18 protein-coding genes are annotated in these 20,861 nt (G+C 68.2%); 6 read left to right on the top strand and 12 right to left on the bottom strand.

Annotation, left to right across the window (positions count from 1 at the left end; all coding sequences use genetic code 11):
• Window positions 1-12: 12 nt before the first annotated feature.
• On the bottom strand, window positions 13-1,170 hold the full coding sequence (locus tag ASC70_RS06540) for an efflux RND transporter periplasmic adaptor subunit (RefSeq protein ID WP_056047783.1): 1,158 nt from the start codon (window positions 1,168-1,170) through the stop codon (window positions 13-15).
• A gap of 188 nt (window positions 1,171-1,358) precedes the next feature.
• On the opposite strand from ASC70_RS06540, the gene ASC70_RS06535 reads away from it, so the two are divergent.
• From ASC70_RS06535 to ASC70_RS06525, 3 genes are all read left to right on the top strand, one after another.
• Complete coding sequence (locus ASC70_RS06535; protein WP_056047780.1) at window positions 1,359-1,955, top strand: TetR/AcrR family transcriptional regulator; 597 nt, start codon at window positions 1,359-1,361, stop codon at window positions 1,953-1,955.
• A gap of 272 nt (window positions 1,956-2,227) precedes the next feature.
• Window positions 2,228-2,917: a M23 family metallopeptidase gene (locus tag ASC70_RS06530; RefSeq protein WP_056047777.1), complete on the top strand. Its 690-nt coding sequence runs from the start codon at window positions 2,228-2,230 to the stop codon at window positions 2,915-2,917.
• Window positions 2,918-2,977: 60 nt separating this feature from the next.
• Entirely contained in the window at window positions 2,978-4,699 is a 1,722-nt protein-coding gene (locus tag ASC70_RS06525; protein ID WP_156396143.1) for a hypothetical protein, read from the top strand.
• Here ASC70_RS06525 and ASC70_RS06520 read toward each other — a convergent pair.
• The 3 genes from ASC70_RS06520 to ASC70_RS06510 all read right to left on the bottom strand — a co-directional run bounded on the left by ASC70_RS06520 (window position 4,677) and on the right by ASC70_RS06510 (window position 8,436).
• Entirely contained in the window at window positions 4,677-6,299 is a 1,623-nt protein-coding gene (locus ASC70_RS06520; RefSeq protein ID WP_056047771.1) for a family 43 glycosylhydrolase, read from the bottom strand. The two genes, ASC70_RS06525 and ASC70_RS06520, sit on opposite strands and share 23 nt — an antisense overlap.
• Before the next feature lie 220 nt (window positions 6,300-6,519).
• On the bottom strand, window positions 6,520-6,771 hold the full coding sequence (locus tag ASC70_RS06515) for a DUF6289 family protein (RefSeq protein WP_156396142.1): 252 nt from the start codon (window positions 6,769-6,771) through the stop codon (window positions 6,520-6,522).
• A gap of 228 nt (window positions 6,772-6,999) precedes the next feature.
• Window positions 7,000-8,436, bottom strand: coding sequence for a sugar porter family MFS transporter (locus tag ASC70_RS06510; protein ID WP_056047765.1), 1,437 nt, complete (start codon window positions 8,434-8,436; stop codon window positions 7,000-7,002).
• Between the two features lie 399 nt (window positions 8,437-8,835).
• On the opposite strand from ASC70_RS06510, the gene ASC70_RS06505 reads away from it, so the two are divergent.
• The gene (locus ASC70_RS06505) at window positions 8,836-11,046 is read left to right on the top strand and encodes a TonB-dependent receptor domain-containing protein (protein WP_056047763.1); all 2,211 of its coding nucleotides are present in this window, start codon (window positions 8,836-8,838) and stop codon (window positions 11,044-11,046) included.
• Between the two features lie 20 nt (window positions 11,047-11,066).
• On the opposite strand, the gene ASC70_RS06500 is transcribed toward ASC70_RS06505, so the two are convergent.
• The gene (locus ASC70_RS06500; RefSeq protein WP_056047760.1) at window positions 11,067-11,540 is read right to left on the bottom strand and encodes a GNAT family N-acetyltransferase; all 474 of its coding nucleotides are present in this window, start codon (window positions 11,538-11,540) and stop codon (window positions 11,067-11,069) included.
• Window positions 11,507-12,124 (bottom strand): GNAT family N-acetyltransferase, encoded by a 618-nt coding sequence (locus tag ASC70_RS06495; protein WP_082539844.1) that lies wholly within the window; start codon window positions 12,122-12,124, stop codon window positions 11,507-11,509. Before ASC70_RS06495 ends, ASC70_RS06500 begins: the two co-directional genes overlap by 34 nt.
• 483 nt (window positions 12,125-12,607) lie before the next feature.
• On the opposite strand from ASC70_RS06495, the gene ASC70_RS24850 reads away from it, so the two are divergent.
• Complete coding sequence (locus ASC70_RS24850; RefSeq protein WP_156396141.1) at window positions 12,608-12,802, top strand: hypothetical protein; 195 nt, start codon at window positions 12,608-12,610, stop codon at window positions 12,800-12,802.
• Between the two features lie 68 nt (window positions 12,803-12,870).
• Here the strand turns inward: ASC70_RS24850 and xylD are convergent, their stop codons facing one another.
• The 6 genes from xylD to ASC70_RS06465 all read right to left on the bottom strand — a co-directional run bounded on the left by xylD (window position 12,871) and on the right by ASC70_RS06465 (window position 20,248).
• Window positions 12,871-14,646: a xylonate dehydratase XylD gene (gene xylD / locus ASC70_RS06490; protein ID WP_156396140.1), complete on the bottom strand. Its 1,776-nt coding sequence runs from the start codon at window positions 14,644-14,646 to the stop codon at window positions 12,871-12,873.
• The gene (locus tag ASC70_RS06485) at window positions 14,639-15,508 is read right to left on the bottom strand and encodes an SMP-30/gluconolactonase/LRE family protein (protein WP_056047755.1); all 870 of its coding nucleotides are present in this window, start codon (window positions 15,506-15,508) and stop codon (window positions 14,639-14,641) included. The genes xylD and ASC70_RS06485 overlap by 8 nt, the downstream gene beginning before the upstream one ends.
• Window positions 15,509-15,634: 126 nt before the next feature.
• Window positions 15,635-16,384 carry a D-xylose 1-dehydrogenase gene (gene xylB, locus ASC70_RS06480; protein WP_047407920.1) on the bottom strand — a complete coding sequence of 250 codons (750 nt, stop codon included), beginning with the start codon at window positions 16,382-16,384 and terminating at the stop codon, window positions 15,635-15,637.
• A 5-nt stretch (window positions 16,385-16,389) separates the two neighbouring features.
• On the bottom strand, window positions 16,390-17,826 hold the full coding sequence (locus ASC70_RS06475; RefSeq protein ID WP_047407919.1) for an aldehyde dehydrogenase family protein: 1,437 nt from the start codon (window positions 17,824-17,826) through the stop codon (window positions 16,390-16,392).
• 23 nt (window positions 17,827-17,849) lie between these two features.
• Complete coding sequence (locus tag ASC70_RS06470; RefSeq protein ID WP_056047754.1) at window positions 17,850-19,004, bottom strand: fumarylacetoacetate hydrolase family protein; 1,155 nt, start codon at window positions 19,002-19,004, stop codon at window positions 17,850-17,852.
• A 188-nt stretch (window positions 19,005-19,192) separates the two neighbouring features.
• Window positions 19,193-20,248: a LacI family DNA-binding transcriptional regulator gene (locus ASC70_RS06465; RefSeq protein ID WP_056047751.1), complete on the bottom strand. Its 1,056-nt coding sequence runs from the start codon at window positions 20,246-20,248 to the stop codon at window positions 19,193-19,195.
• Between the two features lie 87 nt (window positions 20,249-20,335).
• On the opposite strand from ASC70_RS06465, the gene ASC70_RS06460 reads away from it, so the two are divergent.
• Window positions 20,336-20,857 (top strand): molybdenum cofactor guanylyltransferase, encoded by a 522-nt coding sequence (locus tag ASC70_RS06460; protein WP_056047748.1) that lies wholly within the window; start codon window positions 20,336-20,338, stop codon window positions 20,855-20,857.
• Window positions 20,858-20,861 lie beyond the last annotated feature (4 nt).

Here is a 20,861-nt window from a genome sequence, read left to right as displayed (position 1 = left end):
GACGGGCCGGCCTTAGCGTTGGGCTTGAGCGGTGATGGCGACGGGCTTGACCGGCGCGCCGGGGCGGACCTTCTGCAGGCCTTCGACGACGACCTTGTCGCCGACGTTCAGGCCGGTGGTGATCAGCCACTTGTCGCCGACCGTCTGGGCGGCGGTGACCGGGCGCGGCGCGAGCCCGCCCTTGGCGTCGACGACCTGCACGATGGCGGCGCCCTTCGGATCGCGGCTGACGGCGGCCTGCGGGATCAGGATGCCGTTGTTGGCCACGCCCTTGTCGAGCACGGCGCGGACATACATGCCCGGCAGCAGCACGCCGTTGGGGTTGTCGAAGATGGCGCGCAGCACGACCGAGCCCGTGGTCGGGTCGACGGTCACGTCCGAGAACTCCAGGCGGCCGGGGATCGGATAGGTCGAGCCGTCCTCCAGCTTCAGGGTCACCTGGGCCGAGCCCGAGCGACCCAGCTTGCCGCTGTTGAACGCGGCCTGCAGCTTCAGCAGCTCGGCCGAGGTCTGGGTCAGGTCGACATAGATCTTCGAGAGGTCCTGCACCGTGGCCAGGGCCGTGGCCTGGCTGGCGGTGACCAGGGCGCCCGGCGTGACCGAGCTCTTGCCGATGCGGCCCGAGATCGGGGCGGCGACGCGGGTGTAGTTCAGATTGATGCGGGCGGTGTCGAGCGCGGCCTTCTGCACGGCGACGGCGGCGGCCGTCTGCAGGGCGGCGGCCTGGGCGTCGTCATTGTCCTGCTTGGAGACCGCGCCGGTCGCGACCAGCGCCTTGTAGCGGTCGGCCTTCAGCTTGGCGGCGGTCGCCTGGGCCTGGGCCTGGGCGAGGGCGGCGGCGGCGCTGTTGTAGGTCGCCTGATAGGTGGCCGGATCGATCTGGTACAGCGATTGGCCGGCGCGGACGATCGAGCCTTCCTGGAACAGGCGCGCCTTGATGACGCCCCCGACCTGCGGACGGACTTCCGAGACCAGGTGGGCCGAGGTGCGGCCCGCCAGTTCGGTGGTCAGGCCCACCGGCTGCGACTGGGCGACGATGTAGCCGACCTCGGTCGGTCCACCCATGCCCATGCCTCCACCGGCTCCGCCTTTCTGGCCGCAGGCCGCGAGGGTGAGGGCGATGGCGGCGAGCCCCACGGCGGTGACCGTGGCCGAGCGTTGGAGGTGCATGTTTGATCCCGGAGATGCGATGGCTTCGCGGACTATTGCCCTTGACGAAACCGGCATGATGAACAATCTGAGAATGAACGTTCATTCTCAAGCGGGGTGGACATAGGAGCGGTACTGTCGCAAGTCAACCTCCACCCCCCACGGCTTTAGCTGACCTAACGGAAATGTAATGCCGATCAGGAATTTCAATGGCTGACGAGACTCATTCGGGCCGACCGTCGCCGGAATCGCGTCGCCAGCAGATTCTGGACGCCGCGTGCGAACGCGTGCGGCAGTCGGGCTTCCACGGGGCCAGCATGGCCGACATCGCCAAGGCCGCCGGCCTGAGCGTCGGCCAGATCTACCGCTACTTCGAGAACAAGGAGGCGATCATCGCCGCCATCGTCGCTCAGGATCTGGCCGAGATGCGCGACAAGTTCGCCGAGATGGAAAGCCAGCCGGGCACGTTGCGCGACGCGATCGACGACCACCTGCCCGAAGCCATCGACAAGTGCTTCGACGCCCGCCGCGCGGCTTTGGCGCTCGAGGTGGTGGCCGAGGCGGCCCGCAATCCCAAGGTCGCCGCCATCGTCCGCTCGGCCGACCAGCAGGAACGCGCCCTGGCCCTGATGATGATGGCGCGCGACCGCAAGCCCGAATGGAGCGAGTCCGAGTTCCAGGCCCGTTGCGAGACCATCGGCCTGATCTTCGACGGCCTGCTGATGCGCGGCGTCAACAACCCGGACCTCGACCGCGAAGCCCTGACGGCGGTGCTGCGCTCGACCGTGCGGCACTTGCTGAGCTAGGGGCTACGCCTCACCAATCCCTGTCATCCCGGCCGCAGCGAAGCGGAGAGCCGGGACCGCGGAAAGCTCGGCGCTCGCGGCGGTCCCGGCTCGGCGCGCTACGCGCTTGGCCGGGATGACAGCCTATATTGTGTCCGAAATTCGCCAATAAATTCAGAGCTTAAGCATGGTTTTGGCGCGACCACCGGTCGCATGGCGGAGGGGGCGTTAACCAATACATACATGCCGGCCCGCAAGACGCGGCGCGCTCCCTCCAAGACAGAAAGTCCCCCATGAACGCATCGACCGCGAAGATCATCAGCCCTGCCGCCGTGCGGTGCGTCCTGGGTCTGGCGGCGGTCTTCGCGCCGATGGTGGTGGCGGCCACGGAGCGTCCGGCCTCTCACCGGCCCGGTCCCGCGCCGATCGTGAAGCTGCTTGCGGAGATCACCGCCAAGCCCAAGGCCAGGCCCACGACGATGGAACTGGTCTGGAAGGGCGCGGATATCGACGGCGACGGCGCCGCCGACTTCGCCAATCCGACCGGCGCGGCTCCGCGCGGCCACGACGACTTCGGCGACGGCGAGTTCGGCGCCCGCCGCGACGGCGGGACCCGCGCCCACGAGGGCGTCGACTACGTCGCCAAGGCCGGCCAGGCGGTCAGCGCCCCGATGTCGGGCTACGTCACCAAGATCGGCTACGCCTATGCCGGCGACACCGAGCTGAAGTTCGTCGAAATCACCAACCCCGCCCTGGACTACGCCGCCCGGGCCTTCTACGTGACCCCGGACGTCGAGGTCGGCCAGTCCGTCCGCCTGGGCCAGCCGATCGGCACGGTCGAGAGCCTGCAGGGTCACTATCCGGGCATCACCAACCACGTGCACCTGGAGATCCTGGCCCCCGGCGGCGACCGCGTGAACGCGGCCCAGCTGATCACGCCGAGGATGGTGGCGGTGGCCGAGACGGCGGCCTCCGGCGACTGATCTAGACCTTCGGTCGTCCGATAGGCTATTCGCGATCTGAAGTTGCGAAGGGAGTCGGGCGTGAAGCGGACATCCGTGTGCGGTCTGGTGCTGACCGCCCTGCTGCTGGCGACGACGGCCAAGGCCGCGCCGACGCCGATCCGCTATGTCCTGGCGCCCGTCCTCGAGAACGGCGCCCTGAAGGCTCTGGCCGTCGACATCGACTTCCCCGCCGACGCCGACGGCGACACCCGCCTCAAATTCGTCAGCCAATTTCAGGCGGAAACCCGGCCTGGCCGCTACGCCGAAGGGCTGACGGTGACCGGCGCCGAGGCGGTGACGCCGACGCCGGACGGCGGCGCCGAGATCCGCTCGGCGCCCGGCGCGCCTTTGCACGCCCATTACCGCATCCGCCCGGGCTACGCGTCCGCGCCGACCACGCAGGACCCGACCCAGATTCGGCCGATCATCCTGTCCGACTGGTTCTACACGCTGGGCGAACTGGTCTTCGCGTTTCCGGCCGGCCGGCGCGACGCCCCCGCCGCCTTCGCCTGGACCGGCGCGCCGGAGGGCTTCGGCTTCGCCTCCGACCTCGAGCAGCTGGACCCGAAGTCCGCGACGGTCAACGACCTCCTCGAGAGCGTCGCCATCGGTTCGCCACGCCTGCGGGTGATCTCCGGGAGCGGCCCAGACGCCGGCGTGCGGATCGCCACTCTCGGCGCCTTCGACCGGTTCGCCGACGCCGCGTTCGCCGACATGGCCTTCCGCACGATCCGGACCGAGCGCGCGTTCTGGGGCGACCCGGCGACGCCGTTCCTCGTCACCCTGGCGCCGCTGCAGACCAGGCTCATCGACGCCTATAGCGGGACGGGACGCACCGACGCCTTCGCGCTGTGGGTCGGGACCGCCTTGCCGCTGGACGACCTGCGCCGGCTGCTGGCCCACGAATATTTCCACACCTGGAACCCTGACCAGCTGGGCGGCATGGGCAAGGATCGCGCGGCGGCCTGGCTGTCGGAGGGCTTCACCGACTTCTACGCCCGGCGACTGCTGCTGCGCGCGGGGCTGTTCAGCTTGGGCGACTATGTCCAGGCCTGGAACGAGGACCTGCTGGCCTACGGCGTTTCTCCGGCCCGCGACGCGCCGGAGGCCAGGATGGCCGAGAACTATTGGCGAGATCACGACCTGGAGCAAATGGCTTATCTGCGAGGGGCCCTGCTGGGCGTGCTGTTCGAAGGCCAGCTGCGCCGGGAAGGCCACGGGTTGGATGCGGTGATGCGGCGGATGCGGGAGATCAAGCGCGGCAAGCCCGACAGCGCGTTGCGGCCTAATTTCGAGGCGGCGTTCAAGGCGGTGGCGGGCCGCTCGCCGCTGGCGACGATCGAACGCCATCAGGTCCGGGGCGAGCGCCTGGCGCTGCCGGCCGACGCCTTCGCCTGCCTGACGCTGCGCATGGTCACCCAGCCCGAGCGGGTCCTGGGCTTCGATAGGGACGCGACCGCCGAAACGGGGGTGTTCGCCGGCGTCGATCCGTCGGGTCCCGCCTATGCCGCCGGCCTGCGCGACGGCATGCGCCTGATCGCCCGTGAAGGCGGCGCGCCGAACGACTCCAGCGTCGAGGCCGCCTTCCGCGTCGCCGACGCATCCGGCCAGGAACGGCTGATCCGCTATCGGCCCGAGGGCAAGGCGACCGTGACCTTCCAGCGCCTGTCGATTCCTCCGGGCCTGACCGCTGACCAGGAACGGCGCTGCGTCCGGACGCTGAGCGGCCTTTCGGCGATCAGTCCAGCGCCCGGTACTTGAAGTTCCGGAACCGCGCCGAGCCCTTGCCGGCGGCATAGAGGCCCGGCTTCAGCATCAGGAAGCCGCCGCGGACATTGTGGTGGTAGCCGCTGACTTCCATGCCTCGGTCGAAGCGCTGCCAGGTCTTGCCGCCGTCGCCGCTGGTGTGGAAGCTGACGATGTGGCGAGTATTGCGCACCCGCATCAGCATCCGCGCGCCATGCGGGTTGGCCGGGCGGCCGCGCTCGATGCCGTACTGGTGGGTGACGAAGTTCTTCGCGTCGAAGCCCAGGCCGCAATAGAGCTGGCGATCGTAGAACAGGATCAGGCCGGCGCGGGTGTCCGGATCGATCTCGATGTCGCACTCGATCTCGTAGGCCTGGTCGCCGTTGACGAAGATCAGCGGCGCGCCGCTGGACGGGGCCTCGCCGGCGCCCTTCAGGGTCAGGAGGCCGTTCTCGCGCGTGATGCGGTCCTGCTCGCCCGGCTTGGGATCGAAGAAGGCCCATTGCACGCCGTACTTGTCGGTCGAGAAGTCGTCCGACAGCGCCTTGCCGTGCGGGCCGCTCTTGCCGCCTTTCGGCTTGGGGAGAGGCTTCGACAAATCGCCGCCGCCGACCTCGAACCAGCCGTCGGCGGTCCAGGTGACCGGGGCCAGCAGGGTCTGGCGGCCCAGGGTGTAGAAGCCGTTCTCGTAGCCATGATAGACGGTCCACCAGTCGCCCGGCGTCGGGCCCTCGACCAGGGTGGCGTGGCCGCGCGACCACCATTTCTCGCTGTTGTCGACGGTGCGCACGACCGGGTTGCGCGGGTGGTCCTCCCACGGGCCGGCCAGGGACTTGGCGCGCGCCACGATGACCATGTGGCCGGTCGGCGGGCCGGCCGTGCCGCCGACGGCGGTGACCAGGTAGAAGTACTCGCCCTTGCGCATGACCTTGGGGCCCTCGGGCGAGAAGCCCTCGACGTCCCAGGTGTCGGGATAGCGCCACGGATTGTAGACGTGCTCGGGCTCGCCGACGGTCGACAGGCCGTCCGGGGCCAGCTTGATGCGGTCGCCGCCGGACAGGAACAGCCAGCGCTCGCCCGTTTCGTCGACGACGTGGCCGGGGTCGATGTAGCGCGGCAGCTTCAGGTCGACAGGCTCGGACCACGGGCCCTCGATCCTGTCGGCCCAGATCACGTAGCTGGTGTTGTTGTTGGGCTTCTTGGCCGGCAGGTAGATGTAGTAGCGGCCCTTGTGCTTGCAGAGCTCGGGGGCCCAGATCGAGCCGACATTGGTCTTCAGCGTGGTGGTGACCGGCGTCCAGTTCACCAGGTCCTTGCTGTGCCAGATCAGCAGGCCCGGATAGGCGTCGAACGACGAGTGGGTCATGTAGTAGTCGTCGCCGTCCTTCAGGATCGACGGGTCGGGATGGTCGCCGGCCAGGATCGGGTTCAGGAACGCACCGTCGCCGAGGTCGGCCTTGCGCTGGCCCTCGACGCCCTTGGCCCAGGTCGGACCGGAGGCGGGCTTGCCGGGCAGGGTCCCCATTTGCGCCGCTTCGCTGGCGGCGGGGAGGGCGGCGAGGCCGGCGCCGGTGAGCAGCGAGCCCAGGGCGCCGCGGCGGTTGATATCGACCATGGGGTGTTCCTCCCGACGATTTTACGCTTACGTCCGTTGGCGGTCACTTAGCGGCAAGGCGCGCGCCATGTCCACCGGTGTCATCGCGCCGCAAGCTTGATTTCTATGACGTTTTTCTCAAGTCCGAGCCGGCTCCTAAACAACGTCACCGGGCCAGGAAACCGCACAAAAAAACGCCCGGGAGAAGGCCCCCGGGCGTCGCATCCATCCGATCAAAGGCCTATTCGGGCCAATAGCGCGGCGGTTCGATGGGATCATGGCAATCGATGAGCTCTTCATCGTAATAGGCGGTGATCTCGCCCCAGCGCAGGTTCTTCTTGCCGGTGCAGTACATGGTTTCTTCGCCCACGACCGTCGTGTGCGAGGCGTCGCTGTAATAGACGTGTTCCCAACCGAACATCGGATATGCGATCGCCCCCAAGGGAATGGCGATGGCCGCCACAAGACCCGCGCCGGCGAGCGCGATCTTCATCTTGATACTTTTCTTCATGACGACAGTCCTACCGAGCCCGTGGGAAGTTCCACGTCTCAAGCGTGTACCGACGCCCGGCTTGTGTCCATGTAAAGTTGTACTACGCTTAAAATCAATTTTAGGGCGCCTGTGGGCACTCCATCCTGATGAAAAACGCCCGGGAGGCAGCTCCCGGGCGTTTCTTGTCAGTCGATGGCTCCCCCGCGTCGCGCGGGAGGATTTAGCGCCTTAGCCCTCCATCGCCTCCAGCTCGGTGCCTCGCGTCTCCTTGATCAGCTTCTGGACCAGGAAGAACGAGACCAGGGCGCTGAGCGCGTAGAAGCCGTAGGTCATCGGCAGGCTCTTGGCGGCCATGGCCGGGAAGCTGACCGAGATGGCGAAGTTGGCGATCCACTGGGCGAAGCCGCAGACGGCCAGGGCCGAGCCGCGCATCTGGTTGGGGAACATCTCGCCCAGCATGACCCACATGACCGGGCCCCAGCTGAGATTGAAGAACACCACATAGGCGTTGGCGGCGAACAGGGCGATCGGGCCCGTGCCGGCGGCCAGGTGCGGCGAGCCGTCCACCGTAGTGGCGGTCGAGAAGCACCAGGTCAGGATGCCCAGCGTCACGGCCATGCCGATCGAGCCGATCAACAGCAGCGGCTTGCGGCCGACCTTGTCGATCACGGCGATCGTGGCCAGGCAGGCCAGGATCGAGAGCGCGCCCGACAGGATGTTGATCTTCAGGCTGTCGTCCTCGGTGAAGCCGACCGACTGCCACAGCACCGAGCCGTAGTAGAAGACGATGTTGATGCCGACCAGTTGCTGGAACACGGCCAGGACCAAGCCGGCCCACAGGATCAGGCGCAGCTTCTTGGTGGTCGGGTCCAGCAGGTCCGAGAACTTGGGCTGGTGGTCGACGGCCAGCGAGGCGCGGATCTCGTCGACCTTCTTGGCGCCCTGACCCGCGCCGAACAGGCGCGACAGGACCGCCTCGGCCTTGGCGTCCTTGCCCTTGGCGACCAGGAAGCGCGGGCTTTCCGGAATGCCCAGCAGGCACAGGAAGAAGACACCGGCCGGGATGGTCTGCATCCAGAACATCCAGCGCCAGGCGGGCAGGCCCATCCAGAACGGGGCGGTCGAGCTGCCGGCGGTGTGGGCCAGCACGTAGTTGGCCACGAACGCGCCGGTCAGGCCGGTGATGATCATGATCTGCTGCACGGACGACAGGCGGCCGCGGATGTTCGCCGGCGTGACTTCCGAGATGTAGACGGGGCAGAGCACGCTGGCCGCGCCGACGCCCAGGCCGCCGATCAGGCGGAACAGGATGAAGACCAGCGAGGTGTGCGACGCGCCGGTGCCCAGGGCGCTGACCAGGAACAGCAGCGCCGAGATGATCATCACGGTGCGGCGGCCCCAGACGTCGGCCAGGCGGCCGGCGGCGAAGGCGCCGACGGCGCAGCCGATCAGGATCGCGCCGACATTGAGGCCGGTGCCCAGCTTGCTGAGGTTGAAAGCCTTTTCCAGGCCTTCCTGCGTGCCGTTGATGACGCCGCTGTCATAGCCGAACATGAAGCCGCCGATGGTGGCGACGGCGACGATGGCGGCCACGAAGGCCATGTTGACCTTGGCGCCGTCGGCGCTCATGCCGGCGCTAGGGCCAGCGTTGGATACTGAAGCCACAGGTTTCCTCCCCATGGGGCCTCTCCGGCCCGTTGATGCCCTTCGGTCCTTGTCGGACCTCTAGTTATGGGCGAGCTTAGTGTTACCGGTATCAGCGCGCAAGCGCCGGTTCTGACGACCGTTCCGCCCGCGTGCGGGACTCACGCCCCGACGTCCAATCGATAGCAGAAGCCGGCGGGTTTCCGCGACGTCCCAGTCGTAGGACGCGCGAGGCGTCCGTTTGCTCAGCGGCGCCGTTGGGCGAGGACAAGTGTGGCCCGAATGCGACCCTGTCTCCGCGTTCGGGAACATTGCCGAAAAGAAATTTGCCCCTGCCGACGGAAGGGTCTTTACGGCTGGACGTCGAGATCGCGCGGACGTCCGCCGCGGCCCCCTCGACGCTCGAGTTGGGGAAACTCCTTGCGATTGAAGTGCGCTCTGTTCGCCGCCGCCGCGGCGATCCTGCCGCCGACCCTGGGTCTGGCGCAAACCGTACAAACAACTCCGCCGGCCCGCACCGCGCCGGCCCAGACCGCGCCCAGCAAGCCCAAGGACGCGCCGAACGCGGTCGAGGGCGTGACGATCACCAGCGACTCGACGGCGATGCGCACATCGATCGACCGCCGCAGCTACAGCGTCGCCAACGACCTGTCGGCCAAGACCGGCTCGATCTCGGACGCCCTGCGCAACATCCCGTCGGTCGAGGTCGATGTGCAAGGCAATGTCAGCCTGCGCGGCGATCCGAACGTCACCATCCTGATCGACGGCAAGCCCTCGGGCATGTTCAACGGCGATAACCGCGCCGACGCTCTGCAGCAGCTGCCAGCCGACAGCATCGACCGCGTCGAGGTCATGACCAACCCGTCGGCCGCCTATCGTCCCGACGGCTCGGCCGGCATCATCAACCTGGTCACCAAGAAGACCCAGAAGCCGGGCGTCACCGGCACGATCCGCGCCAATGTTGGTCCCGACGGCCGCTACAACGGCGGTGTCAGCGTCACGCGTCGCCAGGGCAAGGCCACCCTGTCGGGCGACGCCTCCTACCGCTTCGACCACCAGGAAGCCCGGTCGGACACCGACCGCGCGGTGCTGGACAGCGCCAGCGGCAAGTTCCTCGAAAGCGTCCAGGACGCGGCGGTGGTCAACGAGGGCGCGGCGGTCAGCCTGCGCGGCGGGCTCGACTACGACCTCGACAAGAAGACCCGGCTGTCGGCCGAGGTGCGCTATCGCGGCATGGACTACGACAGCGACATCGACGAGACGTACCTGGGGCGCGACGCCGTCGGCGCCGTGGCGCGGTCGTACCTGCGCAACAGCGTCGCCCGCCTCAAGCGCGACAACTCGGCGATCAGCGGCGACTATCGCCGCCAGCTGGGCGGGGCCGAGCACGAGCTGACCTCGCACGCCGAATACGAGTTCACCCAGTTCAAGCGCGCCTCGACCGCCTTCCAGGACGGCGTCGTCAGCGTGCCGGACCAGTACGAGGCGTTCAGCTTCGGCGCGGGCCAGGCGCGCGCCAACTGGAAGCTGGACTACAGCAAGCCGCTGCCCGGCCAGGCCAAGTTCAAGACCGGCCTCGATTTCGAAGCGGCCGACAACGACTACGACAACTACGGGGCTCGCGGGGCCACGCAGAACGGCCAGGCCGTGGACTCGGCGCGGACCAACCGCTTCCTCTACGACCAGGACGTTTTCGCCGGCTACGTGACCTATGAGCGGCCGTTCGGCGACCTGACCGTCCAGGGCGGCCTGCGCGCCGAGCAGGTCAATATCCGCACCAACCAGATCACCTCGGCCCAGAAGAACGAGAACGACTATTTCCGGCTCTATCCGACCCTGCACGCCGGCTACCGGGTCAATGACAGCAACACCTTCAACGCCAACTACAGCCGCCGCGTCCAGCGCCCGGGGCCGCAGGACCTGAACCCCTATCCGATCTACCAGGACCCGCTGAACTACCGGGCCGGCAACCCGAACCTGAAGCCGCAGGTGACCGACTCGTTCGAGCTGGGCTGGCAGTATCGCAAGGGCCCGGCCTACTACCTGGCCACGGTCTATTTCCGCGACACCAAGGACGGCGTGACCGACGTGGTCCGCAGCCTGGGCGGCGGCGTCCTGCTGACCACCCGCGAGAACCTGGCCAAGAGCCGCAGCGGCGGGCTGGAGCTGGTCGCCAACGGCCGGCTGACGCCGAAACTGACCTACAACGCCAGCGCCAACGCCTTCTGGAACGAGATCGACGCCGCCAGCCTGGGCTTCGCCGGCAAGCGCTCGGGCACGACCCTGTCGGGCCGCGCCAACCTGAACTACCAAGCCACGCCCAAGGACTTCTTCCAGGCCAACATCTTCAGCTCGGGCAAGCGCATCACGCCCCAGGGCCATCGCGAGCCGTTCAAGATGCTGAACCTGGGCTATCGCCGGAAGGTCAACGACAAGCTGTCATTCGTGGCCACCGCCCAGGACGTGCTGGACTGGTTCCAGGACGTGGTCGTCACCGACACTCCGACGCTGCGGGACAATACGCGCCGCACCGCCAATGTCCGGTCGGTGTTCGTGGGCTTCACCTACGCGTTCGGCGGCGGCAAGCCGCGGCCCGAACAGTTCGACTTCAGCGCGGGCGGCCCGAGCTAGAGCTTCAGGCAGAGCCAAGGCTAGGCCAGCCGCTTCTCGTAGCGCCAGACCTCGAGCGGGAACCAGCCCGCCGAGGTCTCGGTGGGCACGGTCTCGACGCGGGCCAGGGTCCAGCCGGCCTTTTCGTAGAAGCGGGCGGCGCGGGCGTTGCCGATCGCGCAGGCCAGCCAGGGCGTGGTGACGCCTCGGTCCAGAAGCCTTGCCTCGGCGTCGGCCATCAGGCGCCCCGCCGCCCCGGTCCCGCGAGCCTCGGCGGCCAGGTAGAACTGGTTCAGCTCGTCGGCCTTGATGAAATGGAAGCCCAGCGGCGCCCCGACCGGTCCCAGCGCACGAACGTCGGACAGGGCGACGGCCATGCGGGCGGTGAAGCTGTCGAGGCCGCGCAGGGCCACGAGCGCCTCGGGGACCAGCGTCAGGTGTGCGTCGCGCCAGCCCCGCCACCACAGACGGGCCAGGGCGTTCAGTTCGGAAGGGTCGGCGGGACGGGCGTCCATGTCGTCGCTCTGGGGCGGTCCTCGGGGCGTTCGTTGGCCTCGGTAGCGCTTTGCGCGAAAGACCGCGACTCGGAAAGCTCGCTCGCGCCGCGGGCGGTCCAGGCCGAGGGCTGGGCCAGCGCCTTCTCGTAGCGCCAGATCTTGAGAGGGTACCAGCCGCCCGGGATCTCCGTCGGGACGGTCTGCGGGCGGACCCGCGTCCAGCCGGACTTTTGGCAGAAGCGCGCGGCGCGGGCGTTGCCGATGGCGCAGGCCAGCCAAGGTGTCGTGACTCCGGCCTCCAGCAGGCGGTCCTCGGCGTCGATCATCAACAGGGTGGCGACGCCCGCGCCGCGCGATTCCTCGTCGACATAGACCTGGTTCAGCTCGTCGCCCTTGATCAGGTGAAAGCCCAGCGGCGCGCCGACCGGCCCCAGCGTGCGGACGCGGGGCAGGGCGATCGCCATGCGGTCGATGAAGCTGTCCAGCGTGCGCCGCGCCACCAGCGCCTTGGGCACGAGCGGCAGATGGGCGTCGCGCCAGCCTTGCCACCAGAGACGGGCCAGGGGGGCGAGATCGGCGGCGTGGGCGGGGCGCATGCTCATGGCTGGTCCCCCTCGGACCGCGGTGAGGAACTGGAGGGCCCGCGCAAAGCACGACCCACCAGCTTTACTGTGAGGATAGTTAAGGCGGCCAGGGCGGCGGGAATCAGCGCCAGCAACCAGACCAGCACGACAAGGCCCAGCTGCAAGGCGGTCGTAAGGACCACCAGGGTGGGGGATTCACGGCGTTGATCTGGTGCTCTGGTCAAAGACAACATGTTGTATGTGCAACAGAAAGAACGGCCCCGACAGTTGCACTATACTACCTGTTTTGGGTTCAACCTACAGGAGAATTTTACAATTCGCTGCAGATTTATTAAGGATTTTTTAATACTCTCCGATATGGTCACGTTTGTTTACCTTGGCGAATACGCTGAATGCCCAAGCTGAATACCTTCGTGCATTTGAACTGCTCAGGCATTGGTCAAGCTGCCTTGTTTCGGCCATCTTGAACTTTAAGTCTGCCGGCGCGTTTGAGCACCTGACATGACTGATCACAGCCCGCACTTTTCTATCCGCCCTTATGGCGATCGGTGGGCCGTGGTCTCCGGCGAGGAGGTCGTGCTCGTCGCCAGCAGCCAGGCGAGCGCTCAGGCGGTCGTCGCGACCGCCGACAGCGTCCTCGAAAAGAGCGGCATCGGCCCGGCGGCCGAGACCCGCTCGTTCGCGGACGAGGCCTAACGAAAAAGCCCCTGGATCGCTCCAGGGGCTTTCGCTTTTCGATGGTCAGGGCCGTTAGTTGGAAGCCCTCAGTGATTGTGCCGGGGCAGCTTGGCCGCCAGGTCCTGGTACTTGACCGCGAATTCCAGAACGCCGCCGGTCTCCAGCTGGCCCGTATGGGCGCGGTAGATCTCCTGCCAGGGGGTCATGGTCTCCGGCACGGCCGGGATCCCCTCCTTGCGGCGCTCGGCGATCGTCGCCTCGTCCACCAGCGCGTCGCAGCGGCCCGTGTTGAGATCGATGCGGATGGTGTCGCCGGTGCGCAGCCACGACAGGCCGCCGCCGATGGCGCTTTCCGGCGAGGCGTTCAGGATCGAAGGGCTGTCGGCGGTGCCCGACTGGCGGCCGTCGCCCAGAGTCGGAAGGCTCATGATCCCCTTCTTCAGCAGGTGATCCGGCGGCTGCATGTTGACGACCTCGGCCGAGCCCGGCCAGCCGATCGGCCCGGCCCCGCGAATGACGAGAATGCAGTGCTCGTCGATGTTCAGGGCCGGGTCATTGATGCGGTGGTGATAGTCGTCCGAGCCGTCGAACACGATGGCGCGGGCCTCGAAGATGTCCTCCTGGCCGGGTTTGGACAGGTAGCGGGCCCGGAAGTCGGCGCCGATGACGCTGGACTTCATGATCGCAAAGTCGAACAGGTTGCCCTTCAGCACCAGGAAGCCGGCCTTCTCGGCCAGGGGCTGGGCGTAGGGGAAGATCACCTCGCGGTCGCCCGTCTCGCGGCCCTCGAGGTTCTCGGCCATGGTCTTGCCCGTGACGGTCAGGACGTCGCCGTGCAGGCGGCCTTGCTGCAACAGCTCCCACAGCACCGCCGGCGCGCCGCCGGCCCGGTGGAAGCGCTCGCCCAGGTACTTGCCGGCCGGCTGCATGTTGACGATCAGCGGGATGTCGTAGGCGGCCCGCCAGTCGTCGGCGGTGATCTCCAGGCCCGCGTGGCGCGCCATGGCCGCGATGTGCGGCTGGGCGTTGGTCGAGCCGCCGGCCGCCGCCACCAGAGCGATGGCGTTCTCGAAGGCCTTCTTCGTCAGGATGTCCTTCGGCTTGATGTCCTCATAGGCCAGGTCGACGATCCGCTGACCCGTGCGATAGGCCATCTGGCCGCGCTCGCGGTAGGGGGCGGGGATGGCCGCGCAGCCGGTCAGCGACAAGCCCAGGGCCTCGGCGACCGCGTTCATGGTCGAGGCGGTGCCCATGGTGTTGCAGTGACCGGCCGAGGGGGCCGAGGAGGCCGCGCGGTCGATGAACTCTTCCTCGGTGATCTCGCCGGCCGCCAGCTTGCGGCGCGAGCGCCAGATCACCGTGCCCGAGCCGACCAGCTCGTTCTCGTGCCAGCCGTCCAGCATCGGGCCGCCCGACAGGACGATGGCCGGGATGTTGACCGTGGTGGCGGCCATGATCCCGGCCGGGGTGGTCTTGTCGCAACCGGTGGTCAAGACGACGGCGTCGATCGGATAGCCGTGCAGGGTCTCGACCAGGCCGAGATAGGAGAGGTTCCGATCCAGCGCCGCCGTCGGGCGACGGCAGTTCTCGAAGATCGGATGGACCGGAAACTCCATGGGGATGCCGCCGGCGTCGCGAATCCCGTCGCGCACCCGGCTCACCAGATCGAGGTGGATGCGGTTGCACGGCGAGATGTCGCTGCCGGTCTGGGCGATGCCGATGATCGGCTTGCCGCTTCGCAGCTCCTCCGGCGTGATCCCGTAGTTCATGAAGCGCTCGAGATAGAGCGCGGTCATGTCGATGTGGTCGGGGTTATCGAACCAATCGCGGGACCGGAACCGGCGGGGCGTACGGTTAGGCAAGGCGAACCTCGTATTGGGGCTGGCCCGCGACATCGACCTGGATCGCGAACAGGCCGCCGGCCAGCGGATACTGGGCCAGGGTCTCGTCGCTCAGGCCCTTGCGGGCGGTGGTGAAGTAGAGGGTTTTCAGGTCGGGCCCGCCGAAGCAGGGCTTGGTGACGTTGGGGGCCGGCAGCTCGATGCGGGCCACGGCCTCACCGGCCGGCGAGAAGCGGATGGCGCCGAAGCCGCCCCACAGGGCCGTCCAGACATAGCCTTCGGAGTCGACGACCGAGCCGTCCGGATAGACGTCGTCGCCGAGGGCGATCTTCACGAAGGGGCGCTTGTTCGACAGCGTCCCGTCCTCGGCCAGGTCGTAGGCCCAGATGATCTTTTCCAGGGTGTCGGTGTTGTAGAGGGTCTTGCCGTCCGGCGAGACGCACGGGCCGTTGGTGATGCAGATGTCCTTGTCCATCCGCGCCACGCCGGCGGCGTCCATGCGATAGAGCGCGCCGCTCTTGTTGGCCTCGCCGTCGTGCATGGTGCCGAACCACAGTCGGCCTTGGGCGTCGACCGTGGCGTCGTTGGGACGGTTATCCAGGGCGACGTCCTCGACATCGAGGATCTTCTGGAAGCCCGTCAGCAGGTTGAACTTGTAAAGGCCCGACTTCAGGCCGGCGATGAAGCCGCCGCCGACGGCCAGCGGCGCCAGGAAGGTCACCTGCTCGGGCGCGCCGACGTTCAGGCCCTCGCCGGTGGCGGGCTCAAAGCGGTGGATCGCGTGGCCCTTGATGTCCACGAACCACAGCGCATTGCCGGTCCAGATGGGACCTTCGCCCAGAGTGGCCTTCAGATCCCAGACACAGGTAGGAGTAACGGTCATCTGCTCATCTCAAATTGTCATCCCGGCCGCAGCCTAGCGGAGAGCCGGGACCGCAAGAAGCTCAGCGCTCGCGGCGGTCCCGGCTCGATGCGCTACGCGCCGGGCCGGGATGACAGTTTCTGCCGATCAGCGCCAGCCCGCGTCGATCCAGTACTCGTGGCCGGTGCACAGAGCGGCGTCGTCGGAGGCCAGGAACAGCACCAGCGAAGCGACGTTCTCGGGGACGATGCGGCCCTTCAGGCACTGGGCCTTGACGATCTCGGCCTCGCCTTCCGGCGTGTACCACTTCTCCTGGCGCTTGGTCTTGACGTTGCCCGGCACCACGCAGGTGACGCGGATGTCGTCGGGGCCCAGTTCGCGGGCCAGGGCCCGGGTCATGCCCTCGATGCCGGCCTTGGCGGTTTCGTAGAGGACCAGGTCCTCCAGGCCGAGGTGCCAGCTGATCGAGCCGAAGTTGATGATCGCCCCGCCGCCGCGCTTGGCCATGCCGGGCGCCAGCGCCTGGGCCGCGAACAGCATGTGGCGCAGGTTCACGCCGATCCGGTTGTCCCAATAGGCCGGGGTGATGTCGGCCAGGGTGTGGCGGTCGTCGTTGCCGGCGTTGTTGACCAGCACGTCGACGTCGCCAACCTCGGCCAGCACGGCCTTCAGCGCGTCCAGGTCCATCAGGTCGCAGCGCTTGTAGACCGGCGCGATCGCCGCACCGGCCGACAGCTGCTCGACCAGGGCGGTGGAATCCGCGTCGACGATGTCGAGGAAGATCACTTCCGCGCCCTGGCGCACGAAGCCGGCGACGAGGCCGGCCCCGATGCCCGAGCCGCCGCCGGTGATGACGACGCGCTTGCCCTTCAGGCTAGGATAGATGGCTGAGGACATGCTGCTCACGACCACGAGTAGGAGGTTTTGGTCTGGGTGAAGAACTCGACCGCCGCGAAGCCCTGTTCGCGGGCGCCGTACGAGCTGCTCTTCGTGCCGCCGAACGGCACATGGTAGTCGACGCCGGCGGTGGCCAGGTTGACCATGGTCATGCCTGCCTTGGCGTAGCGCTGGAAGTGGCGCGCGTGCTTCAGCGAGGTGGTGGCGATGCCGGCCGACAGGCCGAACTCGACGCCGTTGGCGATCTCCAGAGCCTCTTCGTAGCTCTTCACGCGGATGGTCGAGGCGACGGGCCCGAAGACCTCCTCGTTGTTGATCCGCATGCCGGCTTGCGTGTCGGCGATCAGGGTCGGCTGCACGTACCAGCCCGGATTGTCGAGCTTCAGCCGCCCGCCGCCGGTGACCACGCGGCCGCCTTCGCCGGTGGCGATGTCGATGTACTTGTAGCTGGTCTCCATCTGGTCTTCGGAGACGGCCGGGCCGATCTGGGTGTTGGGGTCGAGCGCGTCGCCGACCCGCAGGGCGGCGATCTTCTCGGCCAACAGGGCCACGAACTTGTCGTGGATGCCGTCCTGGACGATCAGGCGCGAGCTGGCGGTGCAGCGCTGGCCGGTGGCGTAGAACGAGCCGTCCAGGGCGATGGCGACCGCGCGTTCCAGGTCGGCGTCGTCCAGGATGATCAGCGGGTTCTTGCCGCCCATCTCCAGCTGCACGCGGGCCTGGCGGGCCATGGCGGCGGCGGCGACTTGCGCGCCTACGCCTTGCGAGCCGGTGAACGAGACGCCGTCGACGTCCTTGTGCTTGATCAGGGCGTCGCCCATCGAGCCTCGGCCGAACAGCATGTTGAACACGCCGGCCGGAGCGCCGCACTCCTGCATGATGTCGGCCAGCACGTTGGCGGTGGCCGGGGTCGGGCCGGCCGGCTTGATCACCACGGTGTTGCCGAAGGCCAGGGCCGGAGCCGCCTTCCAGGCCGGGATGGCGATCGGGAAGTTCCAGGGCGTGACCAGGGCGAACACGCCGACGGCCTGGCGATAGGTCTGGATCTCGACACCCGGGCGGGTGCTTTCCAGATTCTGGCCGTGGCGGCGCAGGGCCTCGCCGGCGAAGTACTTGAAGATGCGGCCGGCGCGGACGGTCTCGCCGATGCCTTCCGGCAGGGTCTTGCCCTCTTCGCGGGCCAGAAGCTTACCGATCTCGGCGCTGCGGGCGATGATCGTCGAGCCGACCTTGTCCAGCAGGTCCGAGCGGACTTCCGGCGAGGCGTCCGACCACGACGGGAAGGCCTTCTTCGCCGCGTCGACGGCGGCGTCGACCTCGGCCTGGCCGCCCATCGGCACCCTGGCGACGACGTCGTTGGTGTTGGACGGGTTCAGGCTCTCGGCCGGAGCGTCGGCGGCGACGCGTTCGCCGCCGATGTAGTGGCGCAGGGTGTCGGTCATCGCCGAGCTCCTTCGATCTGGATTTACAGGAGGCCGCGGCCGGCCAGGTTGCGGATCAGGGCCGAGATGCCGAACGTCCACGGCTTGGCCTTGTCGCAGGTGGTGACTTCGTTCTCGAGCACGCCCAGCTTGGGCGTCGAGACGCGGACGCGGTCGCCGACCTTGTGGGTGAAGCCCTGGCCCGGCGCGTCGCGGTCCTGGATCGGGGCGAACATGGTGCCCAGGAACAGGGCGAAGCCGTCCGGATACTGGTGCTGCTTGCCGAACGCTTGCCCGGCCAGCACGGCGGGATCGCGGCTGATCAGGCTCATATTGCTGTGGCCGTCGAGCACGAAGTTGTCGCGGCCGGTGATCTTCAGCTCGACCTCGGCCGAGCGGACATCGTCCAGGGCAAAGGTGGCGTCGAACAGCCGGAAGAACGGGCCGATCGCGCACGAGGCGTTGTTGTCCTTGGCCTTGCTGAGCAGCAGGGCCGAACGGCCTTCGAAGTCGCGCAGGTTGACGTCGTTGCCCAGCGAGGCGCCGCGGATCTCGCCCGAGCCGTCGCACAGCAGCACGACTTCCGGCTCCGGATTGTTCCAGTGGCTGTCGTAGCGGACGCCGACATGGTCGCCCCAGCCCATCGAGGACAGGGTCGGGCCCTTGGTGAAGATCTCGGCGTCGGGGCCGATGGCCACTTCCAGATATTGCGACCACAGGCCGTCGGCGATCAGGGCGTCCTTCAGGCGGGCCGCGCCTTCCGAACCCGGATTGACGCTCTTGAGGTCGCCGCCCATGCGGTCGGCCAGCTGGGCGCGGATTTTCAGGGCCTCGGCGGCGTCGCCGCGCGCGCGCTCCTCGATCACCCGCTCCAAGGTCGAGACGGCGAAGGTCACCCCGGCGGCCTTCAGGCATTGCAGGTCGACAGGAGCCAGCAGCTTCACCGGCGCGGCGCTGTCGGGATCGTCCCAGACGGGGCGGATGTCGAGGGCTTCGAGCGGCCCCTTGTCCTCGCCGCGCGGGATCGCGGTCCCAGGCGCGAAGGCGTTCATCAGGTCGGCGACGGTGGGGGCGATCCTGGACATGTCCTCGACGCGGCCGCCGCGCACCAGCACGGGCGTCGGGCCATCGCCGAAGTCGATGCGGCCCAGCAGGGTCGCGTCTTTCCAGTCTTCCGGAAGGAATTCACTCACGCCCACGGCGTCGTCTCCCCATTGTCGAGCGTCTACAGGCTGCCGCTACTGTCGGCGGCGCTCGTTCGTCAGGCACTTGGTAGCGCTAACATGCGGGGACGGCAAGCACGTTGTCTGACCAATCTTTTTTACCCCTCTCCCAGAGGGAGAGGGCGGGGCCCGCGCCGGAGGCGTGGCAGGGTGAGGAGGGTTTCCTACTCCCCCACCGGCCCGCTGGAATCCCGCACGATCAAGGTGTGCGGATGGATCAGCTGGCGGGGCTCGCCGCCGCCGTCGCGGTGGCGGCGGATCTCCTCCAGCACCAGGTCGACGGCCGCGCGGGCCATGGCGGCGATCGGCTGGTGGACGGTGGTCAGGGCGGGCCAGATGTTGTCGGCGATCGAGGTGTCGTCGAAGCCGACGATCGACAGGTCGCCCGGCACGTCCAGGCCCAGGCGGTGGGCCAGGCCCTCGGTGGCGGCGGCCATGTCGTCGTTGGCGGCGAACACGGCGGTGGGGCGCGGATCGGCCGCCAGCAGCCGCTCGGCCGCCTCCAGGCCCGAACGGTAGGTGAAGTAGCCCTGCTCGACCCGGATGTCTTCCATCGGGATCCCGGCGGCCTTCAGGGCGGCCATGAAGCCGTCCAGGCGCTGCTGGCTGACGGTCTGGTTCGGGTGGCCCTTGATGAAGCCGAAGCGCTTGTGGCCCAGGCTGATCAGGTGCTGGGTCAGCTCGTAGGCGGCCGCCTCGTTGTCGATGCGGATGGTGGCCATGTCGCTGCTGGCCATGCCGGGAGCCACGGCCACGGCGGCGGCGCCGGCGGCCTTCACCTCGGCCAGGACCTCGGGCGACTCGCACAGCGGCGGCGGCAGGATCAGGCCGTCGACGCCGGTCTTCAGCAGTCGGGCCAGGGTGGCGCGGGCCAGTTCGGGCTCTGCGCACTTCTCGATGACGATCTGGGCGCCGGTGCGGCTGCTCTCGTCCAGGGCCCCGACCAGGAACTCCGACAAATAGCCAGTCGAGGGGTTGTCGTAGAGCAGGCCGATGCGGAACGGGGCCGAGCCGGCCAGGCTGCGCGCGGCGGGATTGGGGGCGTAGTTGAGGTCGGAGATGGCCTTCTCGACCAGGGCCCGGGTCTCTTCCTTGACGGTGCTCTCGCGGTTGATCACCCGCGACACGGTCATCGGCGACACGCCCGCCCGGGCGGCGACGTCACGGATCGTGGCGCTCTGGGTCGTACGACGACGCTGGCGCTCGACAGGCTGGCTCATTCTTTTTCCGTCCCTTTGCGGGCCGGACACTAGACCGCTTCGGGCGCAGCTTGGAAGACCGCTGGAAAATCCTGCTAAGACGGGGACATGAACACCCTCGGCGCGATCATCCTGTGTGGCGGCGGCTCCCGGCGGATGGGGCGCGACAAGGCCCTGCTCGACTGGGGCGGCCAGCGCGCCATCGACCGCGTCGCGGCCTTGGCCAGGGCGGCCGGGGCGGAGGCGCTGGTGACCGCCGGCGCCGATCTGGGCCTGCCATGGGTTCCGGATGGCGAGGCCGGCGCGGGCCCGGTCGGCGGCCTGCTGGCCGGGGCGGCGGCGTTGGGGGCCACGCGACTGCTGGTGCTGGCGGTCGATGCGCCGACCGTGACGATCGAGGATCTCGCGCCCTTGCTGGCGGCGGCCTCGCCGGGCGCGACCTATGAGGGCCTGCCGCTGCCGATGGTGCTGGACGCGAGCGCCCTGCCGGAAAGCGCCGAGCCGGGCTGGCCGCTGCGGCGGCTGGTCGAGCGGGCCGGGCTGGCCGCCTTGCCGGTTACGGATGGCGCGATGGCGCGGCTGCGGGGGGCGAACACGCCGGAGGAGCGGGCGGATCTGATGCGCCGCTGAGCGC

Origin of the sequence: Caulobacter sp. Root343, from assembly GCF_001425745.1 — a bacterium.
Classification (GTDB): Bacteria; Pseudomonadota; Alphaproteobacteria; order Caulobacterales; family Caulobacteraceae; genus Caulobacter.
Note: the sequence above shows the minus strand (reverse complement) of the source record. Positions and strands in the feature narration are given on the sequence as shown.